The 14,998-nt window shown below is 32.0% G+C and carries 10 protein-coding genes; 5 read left to right on the forward strand and 5 right to left on the reverse strand.

Annotated features, from left to right (window positions below):
- The first annotated feature begins 131 nt into the window (after positions 1 to 131).
- The 4 genes from eno to ctlX all read left to right on the forward strand — a co-directional run bounded on the left by eno (position 132) and on the right by ctlX (position 4,964).
- Complete coding sequence (gene eno / locus Q4Q39_RS01320) at positions 132 to 1,424, forward strand: phosphopyruvate hydratase (RefSeq protein WP_303280558.1); 1,293 nt, start codon at positions 132 to 134, stop codon at positions 1,422 to 1,424.
- A gap of 168 nt (positions 1,425 to 1,592) precedes the next feature.
- Positions 1,593 to 2,879 carry a citrate synthase gene (locus tag Q4Q39_RS01325; RefSeq protein WP_303280559.1) on the forward strand — a complete coding sequence of 429 codons (1,287 nt, stop codon included), beginning with the start codon at positions 1,593 to 1,595 and terminating at the stop codon, positions 2,877 to 2,879.
- A gap of 149 nt (positions 2,880 to 3,028) precedes the next feature.
- Positions 3,029 to 3,943, forward strand: a complete 915-nt coding sequence (locus Q4Q39_RS01330) for a dimethylarginine dimethylaminohydrolase family protein (protein WP_303280560.1) — start codon at positions 3,029 to 3,031, stop codon at positions 3,941 to 3,943.
- An 85-nt stretch (positions 3,944 to 4,028) separates the two neighbouring features.
- A complete protein-coding gene (ctlX, locus tag Q4Q39_RS01335) occupies positions 4,029 to 4,964 on the forward strand; it encodes a citrulline utilization hydrolase CtlX (protein ID WP_303280561.1) in 936 nt (311 codons plus the stop codon).
- A gap of 1 nt (position 4,965) precedes the next feature.
- Here the strand turns inward: ctlX and Q4Q39_RS01340 are convergent, their stop codons facing one another.
- Positions 4,966 to 7,035 (reverse strand): tetratricopeptide repeat-containing sensor histidine kinase, encoded by a 2,070-nt coding sequence (locus Q4Q39_RS01340; protein WP_303280562.1) that lies wholly within the window; start codon positions 7,033 to 7,035, stop codon positions 4,966 to 4,968.
- Positions 7,036 to 7,516: 481 nt separating this feature from the next.
- Here Q4Q39_RS01340 and argS point away from each other — a divergent pair, with 481 nt between their 5' ends.
- The gene (gene argS / locus Q4Q39_RS01345; RefSeq protein ID WP_303280563.1) at positions 7,517 to 9,301 is read left to right on the forward strand and encodes an arginine--tRNA ligase; all 1,785 of its coding nucleotides are present in this window, start codon (positions 7,517 to 7,519) and stop codon (positions 9,299 to 9,301) included.
- An 84-nt stretch (positions 9,302 to 9,385) separates the two neighbouring features.
- Here the strand turns inward: argS and Q4Q39_RS01350 are convergent, their stop codons facing one another.
- From Q4Q39_RS01350 to Q4Q39_RS01365, 4 genes are all read right to left on the reverse strand, one after another.
- A complete protein-coding gene (locus Q4Q39_RS01350; protein ID WP_303280564.1) occupies positions 9,386 to 9,928 on the reverse strand; it encodes a hypothetical protein in 543 nt (180 codons plus the stop codon).
- A 6-nt stretch (positions 9,929 to 9,934) separates the two neighbouring features.
- On the reverse strand, positions 9,935 to 14,110 hold the full coding sequence (locus Q4Q39_RS01355) for a leucine-rich repeat domain-containing protein (protein WP_303280565.1): 4,176 nt from the start codon (positions 14,108 to 14,110) through the stop codon (positions 9,935 to 9,937).
- A gap of 216 nt (positions 14,111 to 14,326) precedes the next feature.
- A complete protein-coding gene (locus Q4Q39_RS01360; protein WP_303280566.1) occupies positions 14,327 to 14,506 on the reverse strand; it encodes a hypothetical protein in 180 nt (59 codons plus the stop codon).
- Between the two features lie 102 nt (positions 14,507 to 14,608).
- Positions 14,609 to 14,989 (reverse strand): hypothetical protein, encoded by a 381-nt coding sequence (locus Q4Q39_RS01365; RefSeq protein ID WP_303280567.1) that lies wholly within the window; start codon positions 14,987 to 14,989, stop codon positions 14,609 to 14,611.
- Positions 14,990 to 14,998 lie beyond the last annotated feature (9 nt).

A 14,998-nucleotide genomic window follows, 5' to 3' on the forward strand; every position in this document is an offset into this window, starting at 1 on the left:
TAAACTTTTTAGATGCCTTCATTTTTACTAAAACGTTATAGATGTCGTTTTGAGTATTTCTTCAAAAACATCTTAAAATAAATAAGATTTAGCTGTAAATTTGAAGTATTAAAGATTAAAAACAACCAATTATGAGTATTATAATTAATATCCACGCAAGACAAATTCTAGATTCAAGAGGAAACCCTACGGTTGAAGTAGATGTAGTAACTGAAAATGATGTATTAGGGAGAGCTGCTGTACCATCTGGAGCATCAACTGGAGAACATGAAGCTGTTGAGTTACGTGATGGAGGTGCTGCCTATATGGGAAAAGGTGTAACTAAAGCTGTAGATAATGTAAACTCTATTATTGCTGAAGAATTATTAGGAGTTTCAGTATTCGAACAAAATTTAATCGATCAAATAATGATTGATTTAGACGGTACACCAAACAAATCAAAATTAGGAGCCAATGCTATTTTAGGTGTTTCTTTAGCCGTAGCTAAAGCAGCAGCAGGAGAGTTAGGGTTGCCATTATATCGTTATGTAGGAGGTGTTTCTGCTAATACATTGCCATTACCAATGATGAATATCATTAATGGAGGATCTCATAGTGATGCACCTATAGCGTTTCAAGAGTTTATGGTTATGCCAGTTAAGGCTAAAAACTTTACCCATGCCATGCAAATGGGAACTGAAATTTTCCATAATCTTAAGAAAGTATTGCACGATAGAAATTTAAGTACAGCAGTAGGTGATGAAGGTGGATTTGCTCCAAACTTAGCAGGAGGAACTGAGGATGCTTTAGAAACTATAGCAAAGGCAGTTGAGAATGCTGGATATAAGTTTGGAGATGAAGTAAAAATCGCTTTAGATTGTGCTTCAGCTGAATTCTATGAAAATGGACAATACGATTATAAAAAATTCGAAGGAGATACAGGTGTCGTAAGAACAAGTAAAGAACAAGCGGATTACTTAGCAGAATTAGTTGCTAAATATCCAATTATCTCTATTGAAGATGGAATGGATGAAAATGATTGGGAAGGTTGGAAATATTTAACAGAATTAGTAGGAGATAAGGTACAGTTAGTTGGAGATGATTTATTTGTAACCAATGTAGAGCGTTTATCGCGTGGTATTGACGAAGGTATTGCTAACTCAATTCTTATAAAAGTGAATCAAATAGGAACATTAACAGAAACCATTGCAGCTGTTAATATGGCACACAATGCAGGTTATACATCTGTAATGTCTCACCGTTCTGGAGAAACTGAAGACAATACAATTGCAGATTTAGCAGTTGCTTTAAATACAGGGCAAATTAAAACAGGTTCTGCGTCTCGTAGTGATCGTATGGCTAAATACAATCAACTACTTCGAATTGAAGAAGAGCTAGGAAGTGTTGCTTATTTCCCTCAAGAAAAAGCATTCAAAATAAAATAGTAAAAATAAACTTTACATTTTAAGCGGTTATTATTTAATAATAACCGCTTTTTTTATTATCAATTTTAGTGATTTGATTATTACAAAAACCTTTGATAGTTCTTTTTATAAATACCGACATATTTTGTAATTTAGCGTGGAACATAATAAAATAAATTCATTTAAAATATGGCAAATACTGCTACTATAGAAATAGACGGTCAGAAACATGAATTCCCTTTAATAACAGGAACAGAAAAAGAAATTGCAATTGATGCAAAAGCATTAAGAAGTAGTACAGGAGGTGTCATTACACTTGATCCTGGCTATAAAAATACAGGTTCATGCGAAAGTGCTATAACATTTTTAGATGGTGAAAAAGGAATTTTAAGATATAGAGGTTACAGTATTGAAGAATTAGCAGAAAAAGCAGACTTTTTAGAAGTCGCTTATTTATTGATATTTGGAGAGCTTCCAACAAAAGAACAAAATGATAAATTTCATGATGATATTAAGGCACAATCTTTAGTTGATGATGATATCAGAAAAATTGTTGATGCATTTCCTAAATCTGCACATCCAATGGGGATTATATCTTCATTAACGAGTGCATTAACAGCTTTTAATCCAGGATCTGTAAATGTTGATTCTGAAGAGGATATGTACAAAAGTGTTGTTAAAATTATGGGAAAATTACCTGTACTTGTAGCTTGGACACTTAGAAAAAAGCAAGGCTTACCTTTGGATTATGGTGATAAAAATTTAGGATATGTAGAGAATGTTCTGAAAATGATGTTCAAAAGTCCTAATGAGGAATATAAACAAAATCAAATTCTAGTAGACGCTTTAGATAAATTATTAATTCTTCATGCAGATCATGAACAAAACTGTTCAACATCTACGGTAAGAATAGTAGGTTCAGCTCATGCTGGATTATTTGCATCTTTATCTGCGGGTATATCGGCGCTTTGGGGACCACTTCATGGAGGTGCTAACCAAGCTGTATTAGAAATGTTGGAAGCTATTAAAGAAGATGGTGGAGATACTAAAAAGTATATGGCTAAAGCGAAAGATAAAAACGATCCATTCCGTTTAATGGGCTTTGGACACCGTGTTTATAAAAACTTTGATCCTCGTGCAAGAATTATCAAGAAAGCTGCAGATGAAGTATTAGGTGATTTAGGAATTGAAGATCCAATTTTAGACATTGCAAAAGGACTCGAAAAAGAAGCGTTAGAAGATCAATACTTTGTAGATAGAAAACTATATCCAAATGTAGATTTTTATTCGGGTATTATATATAGAGCTATGGGAATACCAACAGACATGTTTACAGTCATGTTTGCATTAGGACGTTTACCTGGTTGGATAGCTCAATGGAGGGAGATGCGTTTGCGTAAAGAACCTATTGGTCGACCAAGACAATTATACATAGGAGAAACAGAAAGACCTTTTGCTCCTATTTACAATAGATAAGTATATTATTACGATATTTGTTAAGCTTCATAATTTTTTTATGAAGCTTTTCTTTTTTCAGGTAATATTTTTAAGAATAATTCAAAAAGTAATTTTAATAATGATTAGTTTTGCCACCTCAATGATAAATTTTCTAGGGTAATTATAGTATGTTAGAATTAAATATTAAAAACGAAACATCAAGATTAAGAGCAGTTGTTTTAGGTACAGCAGAGAGTAGTGGGCCAATTCCTAAAGTTGAAGAATGCTATGATCCAAAAAGTATTGAGCATGTTATTGCAGGTACCTACCCGAAAGAAGAAGATATGGTTTTAGAAATGGAAGCAGTTGCTGCTGTTTTTAAAAAGTATAACGTTAAAGTATACAGACCAGAAGTTATAAAGGATTGCAATCAAATTTTTTCACGAGATATTGCTTTTGTAATTGAAGATAAAATCATCCGTGCTAATATTTTACCTAATAGAGAAAAAGAGGTAAAGGCCATAAAACATGTTTGGGAACAAGTTGATAGAGAGAATAGAATTATATTACCTGAGGAATGCCATGTTGAAGGTGGAGACGTGATGCCATGGAATGATTATATTTTTATAGGTACCTATTCAGGTGAAGATTATCCAGATATTATAACAGCTCGCACAAATATTGATGCCGTAATAGCTATTCAAGAACTATTTCCTGATAAAATAGTAAAATCGTTTGAACTTAGAAAATCTAATACAAATGCAAAAGAAAATGCATTACATTTAGACTGTTGTTTTCAACCTATTGGAAAGAATAAGGCTATTCTTCATAAAAATGGATTCTTGGTTGAACGTGAATATGAATGGCTGGTTGATTTCTTTGGAAAAGAAAATATTTTTGAAATAACTAAAGAAGAAATGTACCAAATGAATAGCAATGTGTTTTCTATTTCTGAAGATGTTATTATTTCAGAGAAAAACTTCACACGTTTAAATACTTGGTTACGAGGAAAAGCTTTCACGGTAGAAGAAGTACCTTATGCCGAAATAGCTAAACAAGAGGGATTATTACGTTGTTCTACGATGCCTCTTATTAGAGATTAATGTTTTATTACTAAGATTACTTTCATAATAAATTAAATAAGTTTCAGTTTCAAAAATTATAATTTGTAGATCACAATTAAATAAAATGCAACAAACCACAAACACTATTTTAATGATTCGCCCTATAGGTTTTAGGATGAATGAGCAAACAGCAGTAAACAATTATTATCAAAAAGTGATAGATAACTTATTGCCAGAAACAGTTAATGCCAAAGCACAACAAGAATTTGATGCATATGTTGAAAAGCTAAGGGCAGTAGGTGTGAATGTTATTGTGATTAATGATACAGATGTGACAGATACTCCAGACTCTATTTTTCCGAATAACTGGGTGTCTTTTCATGAAAATGGTGATGTAGGTTTGTATCCTATGTTTGCGGAAAACAGACGTCTTGAACGTCGCGATGATATTTTGAATACTTTGGAGGAACATGGATTCTTGATTAATAATGTTATTGATTATACCAGTGCTGAGGAAGAAGAAATTTTTCTTGAAGGTACAGGAAGTTTGTTATTAGATCGCATAAACAGGAAAGCATATTGTGCGTTATCGCCAAGAGCAGATGAAGCGTTACTTGTTGAGTTCTGTGAAGATTTTGAATTTACACCAGTAATCTTCACCTCTAATCAAACAGTAGAAGGAGCCCGTAAAGCTATTTATCACACAAATGTAATGATGTGTTTAGGCGAAACCTTTGCAGTTATATGTTTAAGTAGTATTGATGACAAAAAAGAACGCAAAAATGTCATCAATCATTTAAAGGAAAATAATAAAGAAATTATTGATATCACCGAAGCACAAGTAAACAATTTTGCTGGTAATATGCTGCAAGTAAAAGGGACTAACGATGAGCGCTATTTAATTATGAGTCAAGCAGCTTATGATTCTTTAACAAAATCTCAAATAGAACGCTTAGAGAAACACACTAAAATAGTATCAAGTTCTTTAAATACTATTGAAGCTTGTGGAGGTGGAAGTGCACGTTGTATGATGGCAGAAGTATTTTTACCTAAGGCTTAGGTTAGTCGCCGTTAGGTCTAGACTTGGGTAGTTGCACATAGAATGTACTACCTACTCCTTGGGTACTTTCAACCCAGATTTTACCGTTATTCAATTCTATAAGTTCTTTACAAATAGAGAGTCCTAAACCTGTACCTTTTTCATTATTTGTACCTACGGTAGTAAACGAACTATTTTTAAATAGTTTTTCTAAATTTTGTTTAGAAATACCAACGCCTGTATCTGCAATGCTGACAATACAGCTTCCATTACTAATATGGTTTGAAATAGTGATAGTATCTCCACTTTTACAGAATTTTAATGCATTAGCAAGTAAGTTCTGAATAACAATTTCGAACATACTTCTGTCGGCATAAGCAAAATCACGTAAAGAATGATCGGTTAAGGTGATACCTTTATTCTCCATGCGTTGCTCAACAAGTTTAACTTTGTCTTCAAAAACTTCTTGAATATCAAATAAACTAGGCTTAGGCTCTAATGACTGCATTTGAGATTTAGACCAGTTTAATAAGTTAAATAATAATAAGGATGCATTGTTTGCATTTTCGCTTAATTCTGGAATTAAGTTATCGAACTCCTCCCTAGATAAAGAACCATCTTTAAGTAAATCTATAAAACCATTAATAGAAGAAAGAGAATCTTTTAAATCATGGGAAACGATAGAAAACAATTTATCTTTTACATTATTAACATTTTCAAGATGTTTAGTTTGCTCCTGAAAAGCGACGTTTTGTAATTCAATTTTAATATTCTTCTCTTCTAATTCTTGGGTATACCTTATATTGTTGTTACGTTTTAGATAAATTAGAACTAAAAAGGTAGATACAATGGCTAGTGCCGCTAATAAAGCGTAAAGAATAATTTTAAACTTATTAAAGTTTTTTTCTGGTTCTATTGGAGCTGTTTTTGTTACAATATCAACCTTTTCTGTATTGGCAACTGGTTTATCAAAATCCGGATCTAGTTCTATAATAGGTTCTACAGCTTTTGAAGCTATTTTTACTTCAGCTTTTTTAATCTTATTTTTTAAATCATAATATTGACGCTGCCAAACAAATGCTCTCTCGAATCGTTTGTTTATAGAATCTAACGATTTCATTAGTCTATAATGCTTAAGTAATTCCGTTTTATGATCTATTTTTTTAGCAATAGCTCCAGCTTCAAGCAATTGTTTTTCAGCTAAAATGACTTTGCCTTTTTGTAAGTTTAAATCGCCAAGGCTGTTTAAAGCAATTAATATGCCTTCGTTATAACGACTACGTCTATTAAGTTTTAAACCTTTTACTAAATAATCAGCCGCAGTGTCATAATCATTAAACATTAAATACTCACTGCCTAATTTAGGATAAATACGTCCACGTACAGAATCTCTGTTTAGGTCTTTATTGGCTAATACTTTTTCGTAATATTCTATTGCTTTTCGATGTTCTTTTTTAGAAGAATATAATTCTGCTAGTTGACTGTTAGATCGGCTAGTCCCTTTAACATCATTTAATTGCTCTTGAATATTTAAGGCTTTTAAATAAAATTCGATGGCTTTATCGTTAGCATTAATGTTATAATAAGCATCGGCTAAATTACTATAAGCCAATCGTAGGTCGTTTACTAAATTTCTTTTCTCTAACTCTTTAATCGCCGCAAGCGAGAACTGCAAACCTTTATTGTAATTCCCTCGTTTAATTTCAATTAAACCAATACTATTATTTACTTTGGCAACACCAAGTGCATCATTTAATTGATTAAATAAGGTTTTAGATTTTTCATAACCACTAGTAGCATTTATATAATCCCCTTTTGCAGCATAGATCAATGCTTTATAATACGTAATTTCAGCAATACCTTTTCTATAGTTTACATTGTTAGAAAGTTTTTCACTTTCAATAATATATTTTAAAGCCCTATCATAGTCGTTTATATCATAAAGCGATTTAATAAGCTTTATAGAAGTATCTATTTTTAAAGTATCTTTAGTTTGATAAGCTAATTCTAAGGCAAGACTATCTACCTCGTTAGTTTGGGAATGACTAATCGATATAGATAAAAATATAATTAAAGTAATTATTTTCCTCATAACAACATTTAAATTACAACTATTAAGCCAAGCAATAATTATTAGTGTCTTATTTTTGAGGGAAAGTAAGATCGCTTTACTAAGTTGTAACGTATTTGTTAGTGTTAAAATTTCCAAATAAATGGATTTACTAATAGCTTTACTGAACAAAAGTTGGAAAAAGCAATTTTAAAATCTAATTTCTGCGTTTTAATACCAAAAAATTAGACGAAAGGAGACAAGAAAATTTACACAAAAATCGACGAATAGATAAACGGCAAAAATCATAGAATAAGAACACTTTTATCGATGAAATGCATATTTTTTTTTAAAACACTTTTATGTGTCAAATATAACTCTATGTTAATGAATTATTTGTGTTTTTTATTTTAAACACTAATAAATCTTTCACTTCAAAAAACGACTATTTTATTAAGATTAATTTTGAAGGTAATCCTTTAATAAAAGTTTTATCTTTGCTCACTTAAAAATTCACTATATAATGAGCCTTCAAGAGACTTTATCTAATCAAGTAAAGCAAGCTGTAAAATCCAGTTTTAGTATAGAATTGGAAACGGTAGAATTTCAAGCAACCAGAAAAGAATTTGCTGGTGATATTACTGTTGTTATTTTCCCAATGTTACGTTTTGTTAAAGGTAACCCAGTACAAATAGGGGAGACTATAGGTCATTATTTAGTAGAAAATGTAACAGATGTTAAGGCCTTTAATGTGGTGAAAGGGTTTTTAAATGTTGAAATAAGCGATTCGTATTATATCAATTTTTTTAATAATATAAAGAATAATGAAACCTATGGTTTTGTTTCGCCTACGGCAGAAAAAAAAGCAGTCATGGTAGAGTATTCTTCACCAAACACAAACAAGCCTCTGCATTTAGGTCACGTACGAAATAATCTTTTAGGGTATAGCGTTGCTGAAATTTTAAAAGCAGCAGGAACAAAAGTTTACAAAACTCAAATTATTAACGACAGAGGGATTCATATTTGTAAAAGTATGCTAGCTTGGAAACGTTTTGGAAATGAGGAAACTCCAGAGAGTACTCATTTGAAAGGCGATAAATTAGTGGGGAATTATTATGTGAAGTTTGATCAGGAGTATAAAAAGGAAATACAAAGTTTAATAGCTTCTGGAGAAACAGAAGAAGACGCTAAAAAGAAAGCCCCTATTTTATTAGAAGCTCAAGATATGCTTTTAAAGTGGGAAGCAGGTGATGAAGAAACGGTAGCACTTTGGAAGAAAATGAACGGTTGGGTATACGATGGTTTTGATATCACCTATAAAAATTTAGGAGTGGATTTCGATACGCTGTATTATGAAAGCAATACTTATTTATTAGGAAAAGAATTTGTTACCGAAGGATTAAAGTCTGGTGTTTTTATTAAAGAGGACGATGGCTCGGTTTGGTGTGATTTAACCGAAGACGGATTAGATAAAAAAATAGTACAACGTGCCGACGGTACTGCGGTTTATATGACCCAAGATATTGGTACAGCGATACAACGTATTAAAGATTTTCCAGATGTAGGAGGGATGGTTTATACGGTTGGTAATGAGCAAGATTATCATTTTCAGGTATTGTTTTTAATTTTAAAGAAACTTGGTTTTGAATGGGCTAAAAACTTATACCATTTAAGTTATGGTATGGTCGATTTACCTAGTGGAAAGATGAAAAGTAGAGAAGGTACAGTGGTTGATGCCGACGATTTAATTGATGATATGGCTAATACTGCTGGTGAGATTTCTGAGGAATTAGGGAAGCTTGAAGGCTATTCTGATGATGAAAAACAAGCGCTTTATAAAACCATTGGTTTAGGAGCTCTAAAATATTATGTTTTAAAAGTAGATCCTAAAAAGCGTATTTTGTTCGACCCTAAAGAATCTATCGATTTTCAAGGAAATACAGGTCCTTTTATTCAGTATACTTATGCTAGGATTCAGGCTATTTTAAGAAGAGCTGATAAAGATAAGATGGACACATCAGGTACAACCGATGTACAGCTGGATCCAAAAGAAAAAGAATTGTTAAAACAAATCCAATTGTTCCCTGAGGTCGTGCAAAATGCTGCATTACAACACAGTCCGGCTTTAATTGCTAATTATACGTACGATTTGGTTAAGTTATATAATTCATTTTTTCAAAACGTATCTATTTTTGGAGCAGATAATGATAACGAAAAAAGATTTAGAGTACAGCTTTCAAATACGGTTGCTAATACGATTAAAAATGGATTTGAGCTGTTAGGGATTCACGTTCCTGAACGGATGTGATTAGTGAATTTTAACCTGTTTGTTTTTTGAATACACTAAACCTACTTAGCAATTCTACTTTTAGTTTTCCAACTTCTTTTTCTTTTATTCTTCTTGTAAATTTATATACCGATCCCTAATTTCGGAATCGAAAAACACTGTAATTTCTGGGTAACCGAGGTAAGGCTTGGTTTCTTCGTCTACAATCTTCATTGCTTTTAAGTAAACATGCTCTCTATTATCAAAATGAAGTTCTAAACCATATGGATAATCTGTTCTAGATTTTGGATGCCCTCGAGAAAACCTATGGTTTATAATCCTTTCCCAATTCAACCATATTGCTTGTATTTCTTTTCCTATGTAGCCTTTCCATTCTACAGTGACATTTTTTAAGTGTTTGATATATTTCTTTTCTCTTTCCCAGTAATTCATTTTTTTGATGTAAACGCCATAAATGAACTTTAAATTCAACTCATCTGCAGGATAAATATGAAAGACATCACCATCAGAACATTCCAGAAAGAGTCCTTCTTCGTTAGTTTGATAATCACTTCTGATATTAAACTTGCCTTTGTACCATACCGAAGTGATTATCTTTCCTTTCAATTTGGAAAATGCATATTCCAAATCTATTTTATTTTTTATCATATAGACTTAAGATGCAGTTATTGCCAATAAATCAGCTATCGTTTCTGAAAAGACTATAGGTGGTATTTCCTTAAAAGGAATTAATCTGCTGTCATTTTCATTATAAGGGTTTTCATTGATATAGCTATCTGTACGAACAGCGCCTATAGCAACAAAATATAATCTGCCAGTGGTCATTATGTCTTCATAACCTTCTCTTACAGGTAGCTCATTTGTTTCTATAAAAGCTTCTATATGGTCTGCCTCAAAAGCCTTTTCGTAAGAAGTAACCATGCCTCCTACAACAAGACCTCTTCGCCATCCTGCTTTAGTGGTTCGATGCCTGAAGGTGCTGACCTGAATTTGTTTGAGGTTAAAACGATTGTCCATAGTTTGTGCATGCAGTTCTTCTGGTAAGTGGTGTATATCTCTAGTTAGTTGATTAAAAGTTGATGAAATAGCTTTATTTTCTAAATAGTTTATCCATTTTTGACTCATATCTTGCCCCGTTAAGATAGGATGTGCTAAAGTAATTTGATCATTTTTTCCTAAGTTAACTATCTGGTCTTTTAAATCAACCAACTCACCGTTAGATCCTGCGATGAAATAGGTTTCATCATTACTCCAAACAGTCTTTTGTGCAAAAGCAAAAGTAACAGGATGATTTAGGAAAAATGATTGCCAGTCTTCTGTGAACCAAAATTTTTGAGTTACCAAATACCTATTGAGTGACTGCGAAAATTGTTTGGCTACTGTCTTTAATAAAGCATTGGATTCTTTTTGCTTCTTTTTAAAGTCTGAAGAAGCTTTAGGAATACCTTTTAGTGTGCTTCCTTTTTCATTTTTATAGCTGAAGTGAAGTGAGTTATCAATAAATAAAATATAATCTATACCGTTTTCTGTAAACTTCAGTTCACGCTCTGTAAACCCAAAATCGGGAAGCATTCGTTCTTGCAGCTCCAGAGCTGTTAGTCCTAAACTATCTGCTATAGCAGTAAAAGCAGCTTCGGCTTCTCTTAAAAGGCTATTTTGCTTAGGTTCATTAATTTTTATAACCTTATCTAAAGCCCAAGCAGCAGCTTCAGAGGTCATAAGGCCTAATAGGCTACAAGCAATTACTTTTTTGTTTTTTAACGCTTCATGTGCTAAGCTATTTATTAATTCTTCTCCACCCCAAATACCAATAGGAGCAAGAATCCCTTTTTCCTTTATAGATAGGTCTTGGTCTTTTTGAACCAATTCCCACCATGCTTTAGCAAAATCTTCAGCACTTTTCTTTTCTACCAAGTTATAGATAGGTTGAGCTTCTACATCTGGAGCTATAGTTTTGCACAGGCTTTGTCTATAAAACAAATAGTCAATTTCCTCTTGGGTAAATGGTGTCCTATCAGACCAAATTAACTGAGGAAGCTTACTTTGCCATTTTACTATTTTAGTTTTTAGCTTATTTAAAGCAATAGCATCCTGTATTCGCTCCTTCATTTCTTCAACCGTCACCTTACTAAGGTCTTGCTGCCCATAAATAATATCTACGGCTATTTCTCTTATTAAATCTTTACTCTCTGTTTTAAGAACAGACTGGATGGCCGACTTGGTGTCTTCATCTCTCCAGTAATAAAAAACACGCATAGCAGCTAACCTTTGAGCATCTTTCTTTGAATTTAAATAGTCTAGTGCTTTATTTTTGACTTCAATATTTTTTGTTCTCGCTAGTTCGAATGCTGCCATTTGGGAAATTTTGGTTTTTTTATCTGTCGCTAGTTCCCATACCTTATCGAAATGTGACGAATAATCAAACCTTCCAACAATGCCCAATAAAGTTCTATAATATTCTTCGGCTCCATTACTGGTTGTTCTCACTTTAAAATCATGTTGTATGATATCCAATGCGTCTTGACCAAAGTGATCGACGATAACTTTAGAAACCCTTAAATTGTGTCTTTTAGTATGCTCTACATATTGAGCAACTGTTTCTTTTAATTCTGTGCCATAAATTTCTAGTGCCCAGTCTATAAATTCGTGCGTGTTATCTCCATATCCACCTTTTACAGACCAAGAAAATTGGTTTTTTCCGTTTTTATTTATCTTCTCAGAAATAATAGTTAACGTTTCTTTTACTTTTGCAAGCGTTATGTCTCTGTAATCTTCCTCATTGTATTTTAGTAAGATTCTGTAGGATTCCATGATACATTCGTGACAATCTGTTTGTTCTATCAGCTCATGAATGTAATGTTCATAGGTCTTAATGTCATAAGAAACCAACAGTTCAAGTAAAGTGAATGGGATGTGTTTATTTGCTCCACCTGTTCCCTCATATTCCCTTATAACCAACATTTTTGGCAAACTTTTTTCTAATAGTTTACGGTCATTAATGAGCATTAATTGAATAAAAGGCCTTCTTAATTTATGTTTGATTATAAGGTCTGTAAGGTTTTCCAGGTCGTTTTTAGCTTTATCAAGAATATAATTGCCAACAGAGTTTGGTGTTTGATCTGCGTGACTAAATGGAACTTTTGCCGGTACGGAAGATAGAAATGCTTCGAAACAAGTGTTTTCATCTACTCCAGCATTAATGAGTAGTTCAAAAATACTTCCTAAGAGATTCTTGCCTTTTTGTTCATTTTTCAGTTGAGGTAAAAACCAATTTTTGAAAAATTGTTTATGATATCCACTAAAAGAAGGACCGTCTATAAATCTATTTTTCTCCTGATAATAAAATGCATCTTGAGTAATGAATAAAAAAATTCTTTCATCTATAAAGTTCCATTCTTCTAATGGGGACAACAAGTCAACAATACGTTTATAATCATAAGAGTCTTTTCTTAATGCTAAAGGTAGGTCGTACGATTCTCCAGTTACAAAGTCTCTTAATGTTTTTATATTCTCTTTATCATCACCAAATGTTTCTACATTAATATCAGAGAATATATCTTCTATCAGGTTCCATCTGTTTTTAACCAATTGTTCTTTATTGGAAGGGACTTCAGGTATATTTTTAGTGACAGTGGTCTTTTGTTTTTTGCTAAGATTGCTTAAATAATCAATAATGGACTCAGGTTCGAGGGAGTTAAAGCCAAGGCTCTCAACCCTAAACTGTGAAGGTATATTAGACGCTTCACTTAAATTAATTTCGAAATCTTCTAAGTTCTCTAAGTGTACAAACTCGTTTGGGATATGCTTTATGGCAACCGAAGAAGAATACATTTCTAATGTTTCTAGGTTGGTTAGCCCACAAATCCCCAAAGGAAAGTGGTCAAAAGCATTATCTTCTATTATTAATTCTTTCAGTTTTTTTAGATTACCTATGTCGTCTGGTAAAGATTGAATATCATTTTCTTTCAAGTCCAGTTTGGTTAAGTTTGTGAGTTTTCCAATCTCTTTGGGAATAACTAGGCCTGGAAGTTGAGAGTCTGAGTAAGAACTTCTAGAAGACTGAACTATTAATTCTTCTAAATTATCCAGACTTCCAATAGATGCAGGTAATGTTTCTAAAAGTTTAAGATTATTTAATTCTATTTTTTTAAGTTGAGATAAATTACCTAAGTTTTTAGGTAGCTCTTTACTAGCAAATCCGTCAATTCTTAATGTTTCTAAGTTGGATAGTTTGGAAATGGTACTTGGGAGGATGGATTTTTCATTACCATTTAGGTGTAATTTTTTAAGATAAGATAGTTCTCCTATTTCATTTGGAATGATAAAATTTATGCCATAGCCTGGCGAAATATCGAGCTCTTCTAGTTTTTGTAGATTTTTAATAGATTTTGGAAGGCTTTTACTCTTAAAAAGCGAAAGTTTAAGAGTTTTAAGGTTAACTAAATTGCCTAATTCTTCTGGGATATTTAAATCTGTCCGAAGTTCTAAAAACTCTAACTCAGTACATTTCCATATTTCTGCCAGTATTTCTTCGTTGTCTGTCCATAATCTATCCTCATTAATTATAGTAGCATTCCCTCTTTGAACTTGCTCTATTCTATACAGTAAATCTAGATCTTCCCCCTTTATTTGAAGTTTAAGTTCAATATAACCACCTTTTATTTTAGATTTAATAAGTTTTTCTGCATCCTTTTCACATGCTTCCTCAGTTTTAAAAGTCTTTTTGTTCTTTCTCAGTTTACCATCTACCTTTCCGTATTCTACAATATGAGATTTGCCTTTGGTTTCTATTTTCCAAAGTTTGGTGTTGTTGACTAGTTCTTTTTTCATTTTTGATTTTGTTAAAACTGATTAAGGCTTTTGAGTTTTCAGAATGATTTTTTTAACTCATAACCTCAATGTGTTATAAGACGTTATTATTTTTTCAAATGTAAGGACAACGTTATTGTTTTATACCCCAGTTTTCAGTGAAAAATATAACTTAAAAGACTTGGTGTAAAATTGGAAATATTAAATTAGTTTGGATTGATTTTTATATCAATTCAGTCATGAAATTTCTTTAATATCCTCACAGTCATTTTCATCATCTTTCTTTTCAACAAGTTCAATAGTATATTTAGGAAGGTTATCTTTTTTATAAAACGTTATAGGTACAGGTAATGCAGCTGCTAGGGCAATCATAAGTATTAAAGCAAAAAGCCTTAATCCTTTTTTTAAAGTCTTCATAATGGTAATAGTAAATGTAGCATCAAAATGATGTCATAGATTAAAAAACAAATTGAAATATTGCCATAGTATTATAGTGCTGGCAACTGGTCATAGAATGATTTATTCTATAAAGGCATTTTTAGACTTAATTGTGTTTGTTTGAGCTATAAGGTTTTGCTCTAGAAGATTATTGTAGTTTTCAAACCGTAGAATCGCTTCCTCTTGAGATTTAAACGTGATATCGAAATCTAAGATATGTATGTTTAATAAAGATTTAAAACTAAAAACTATGTACTGATTGAATACTATTTTTTGAGATCTTTCAGATAAAATCTTGTATTGTTTATCTGTAGAAAGACTGTTTTTATTTTTGCTAACAAGAAGCTCTGTATGTGGTTTTTCGTAGTTAGAAGATACACTAGTAAACCCCGAAAACGATACTAAAGTAATTAGTAAAGCAAGAAAACTACATGTATTTTGTATTCTTTTAAAAGACAACATACAGTAAAA

Origin of the sequence: Flavivirga amylovorans (assembly GCF_030540875.1) — a bacterium.
GTDB lineage: Bacteria > Bacteroidota > Bacteroidia > Flavobacteriales > Flavobacteriaceae > Flavivirga > Flavivirga amylovorans.

Coding starts and splice junctions, on each gene's coding strand:
- eno (WP_303280558.1), top strand. CDS start 132: ATGAGTATTATAATTAATATCCACGCAAGACAAATTCTAGATTCAAGA.
- Q4Q39_RS01325 (WP_303280559.1), top strand. CDS start 1,593: ATGGCAAATACTGCTACTATAGAAATAGACGGTCAGAAACATGAATTC.
- Q4Q39_RS01330 (WP_303280560.1), top strand. CDS start 3,029: ATGTTAGAATTAAATATTAAAAACGAAACATCAAGATTAAGAGCAGTT.
- ctlX (WP_303280561.1), top strand. CDS start 4,029: ATGCAACAAACCACAAACACTATTTTAATGATTCGCCCTATAGGTTTT.
- Q4Q39_RS01340 (WP_303280562.1), bottom strand. CDS start 7,035: ATGAGGAAAATAATTACTTTAATTATATTTTTATCTATATCGATTAGT.
- argS (WP_303280563.1), top strand. CDS start 7,517: ATGAGCCTTCAAGAGACTTTATCTAATCAAGTAAAGCAAGCTGTAAAA.
- Q4Q39_RS01350 (WP_303280564.1), bottom strand. CDS start 9,928: ATGATAAAAAATAAAATAGATTTGGAATATGCATTTTCCAAATTGAAA.
- Q4Q39_RS01355 (WP_303280565.1), bottom strand. CDS start 14,110: ATGAAAAAAGAACTAGTCAACAACACCAAACTTTGGAAAATAGAAACC.
- Q4Q39_RS01360 (WP_303280566.1), bottom strand. CDS start 14,506: ATGAAGACTTTAAAAAAAGGATTAAGGCTTTTTGCTTTAATACTTATG.
- Q4Q39_RS01365 (WP_303280567.1), bottom strand. CDS start 14,989: ATGTTGTCTTTTAAAAGAATACAAAATACATGTAGTTTTCTTGCTTTA.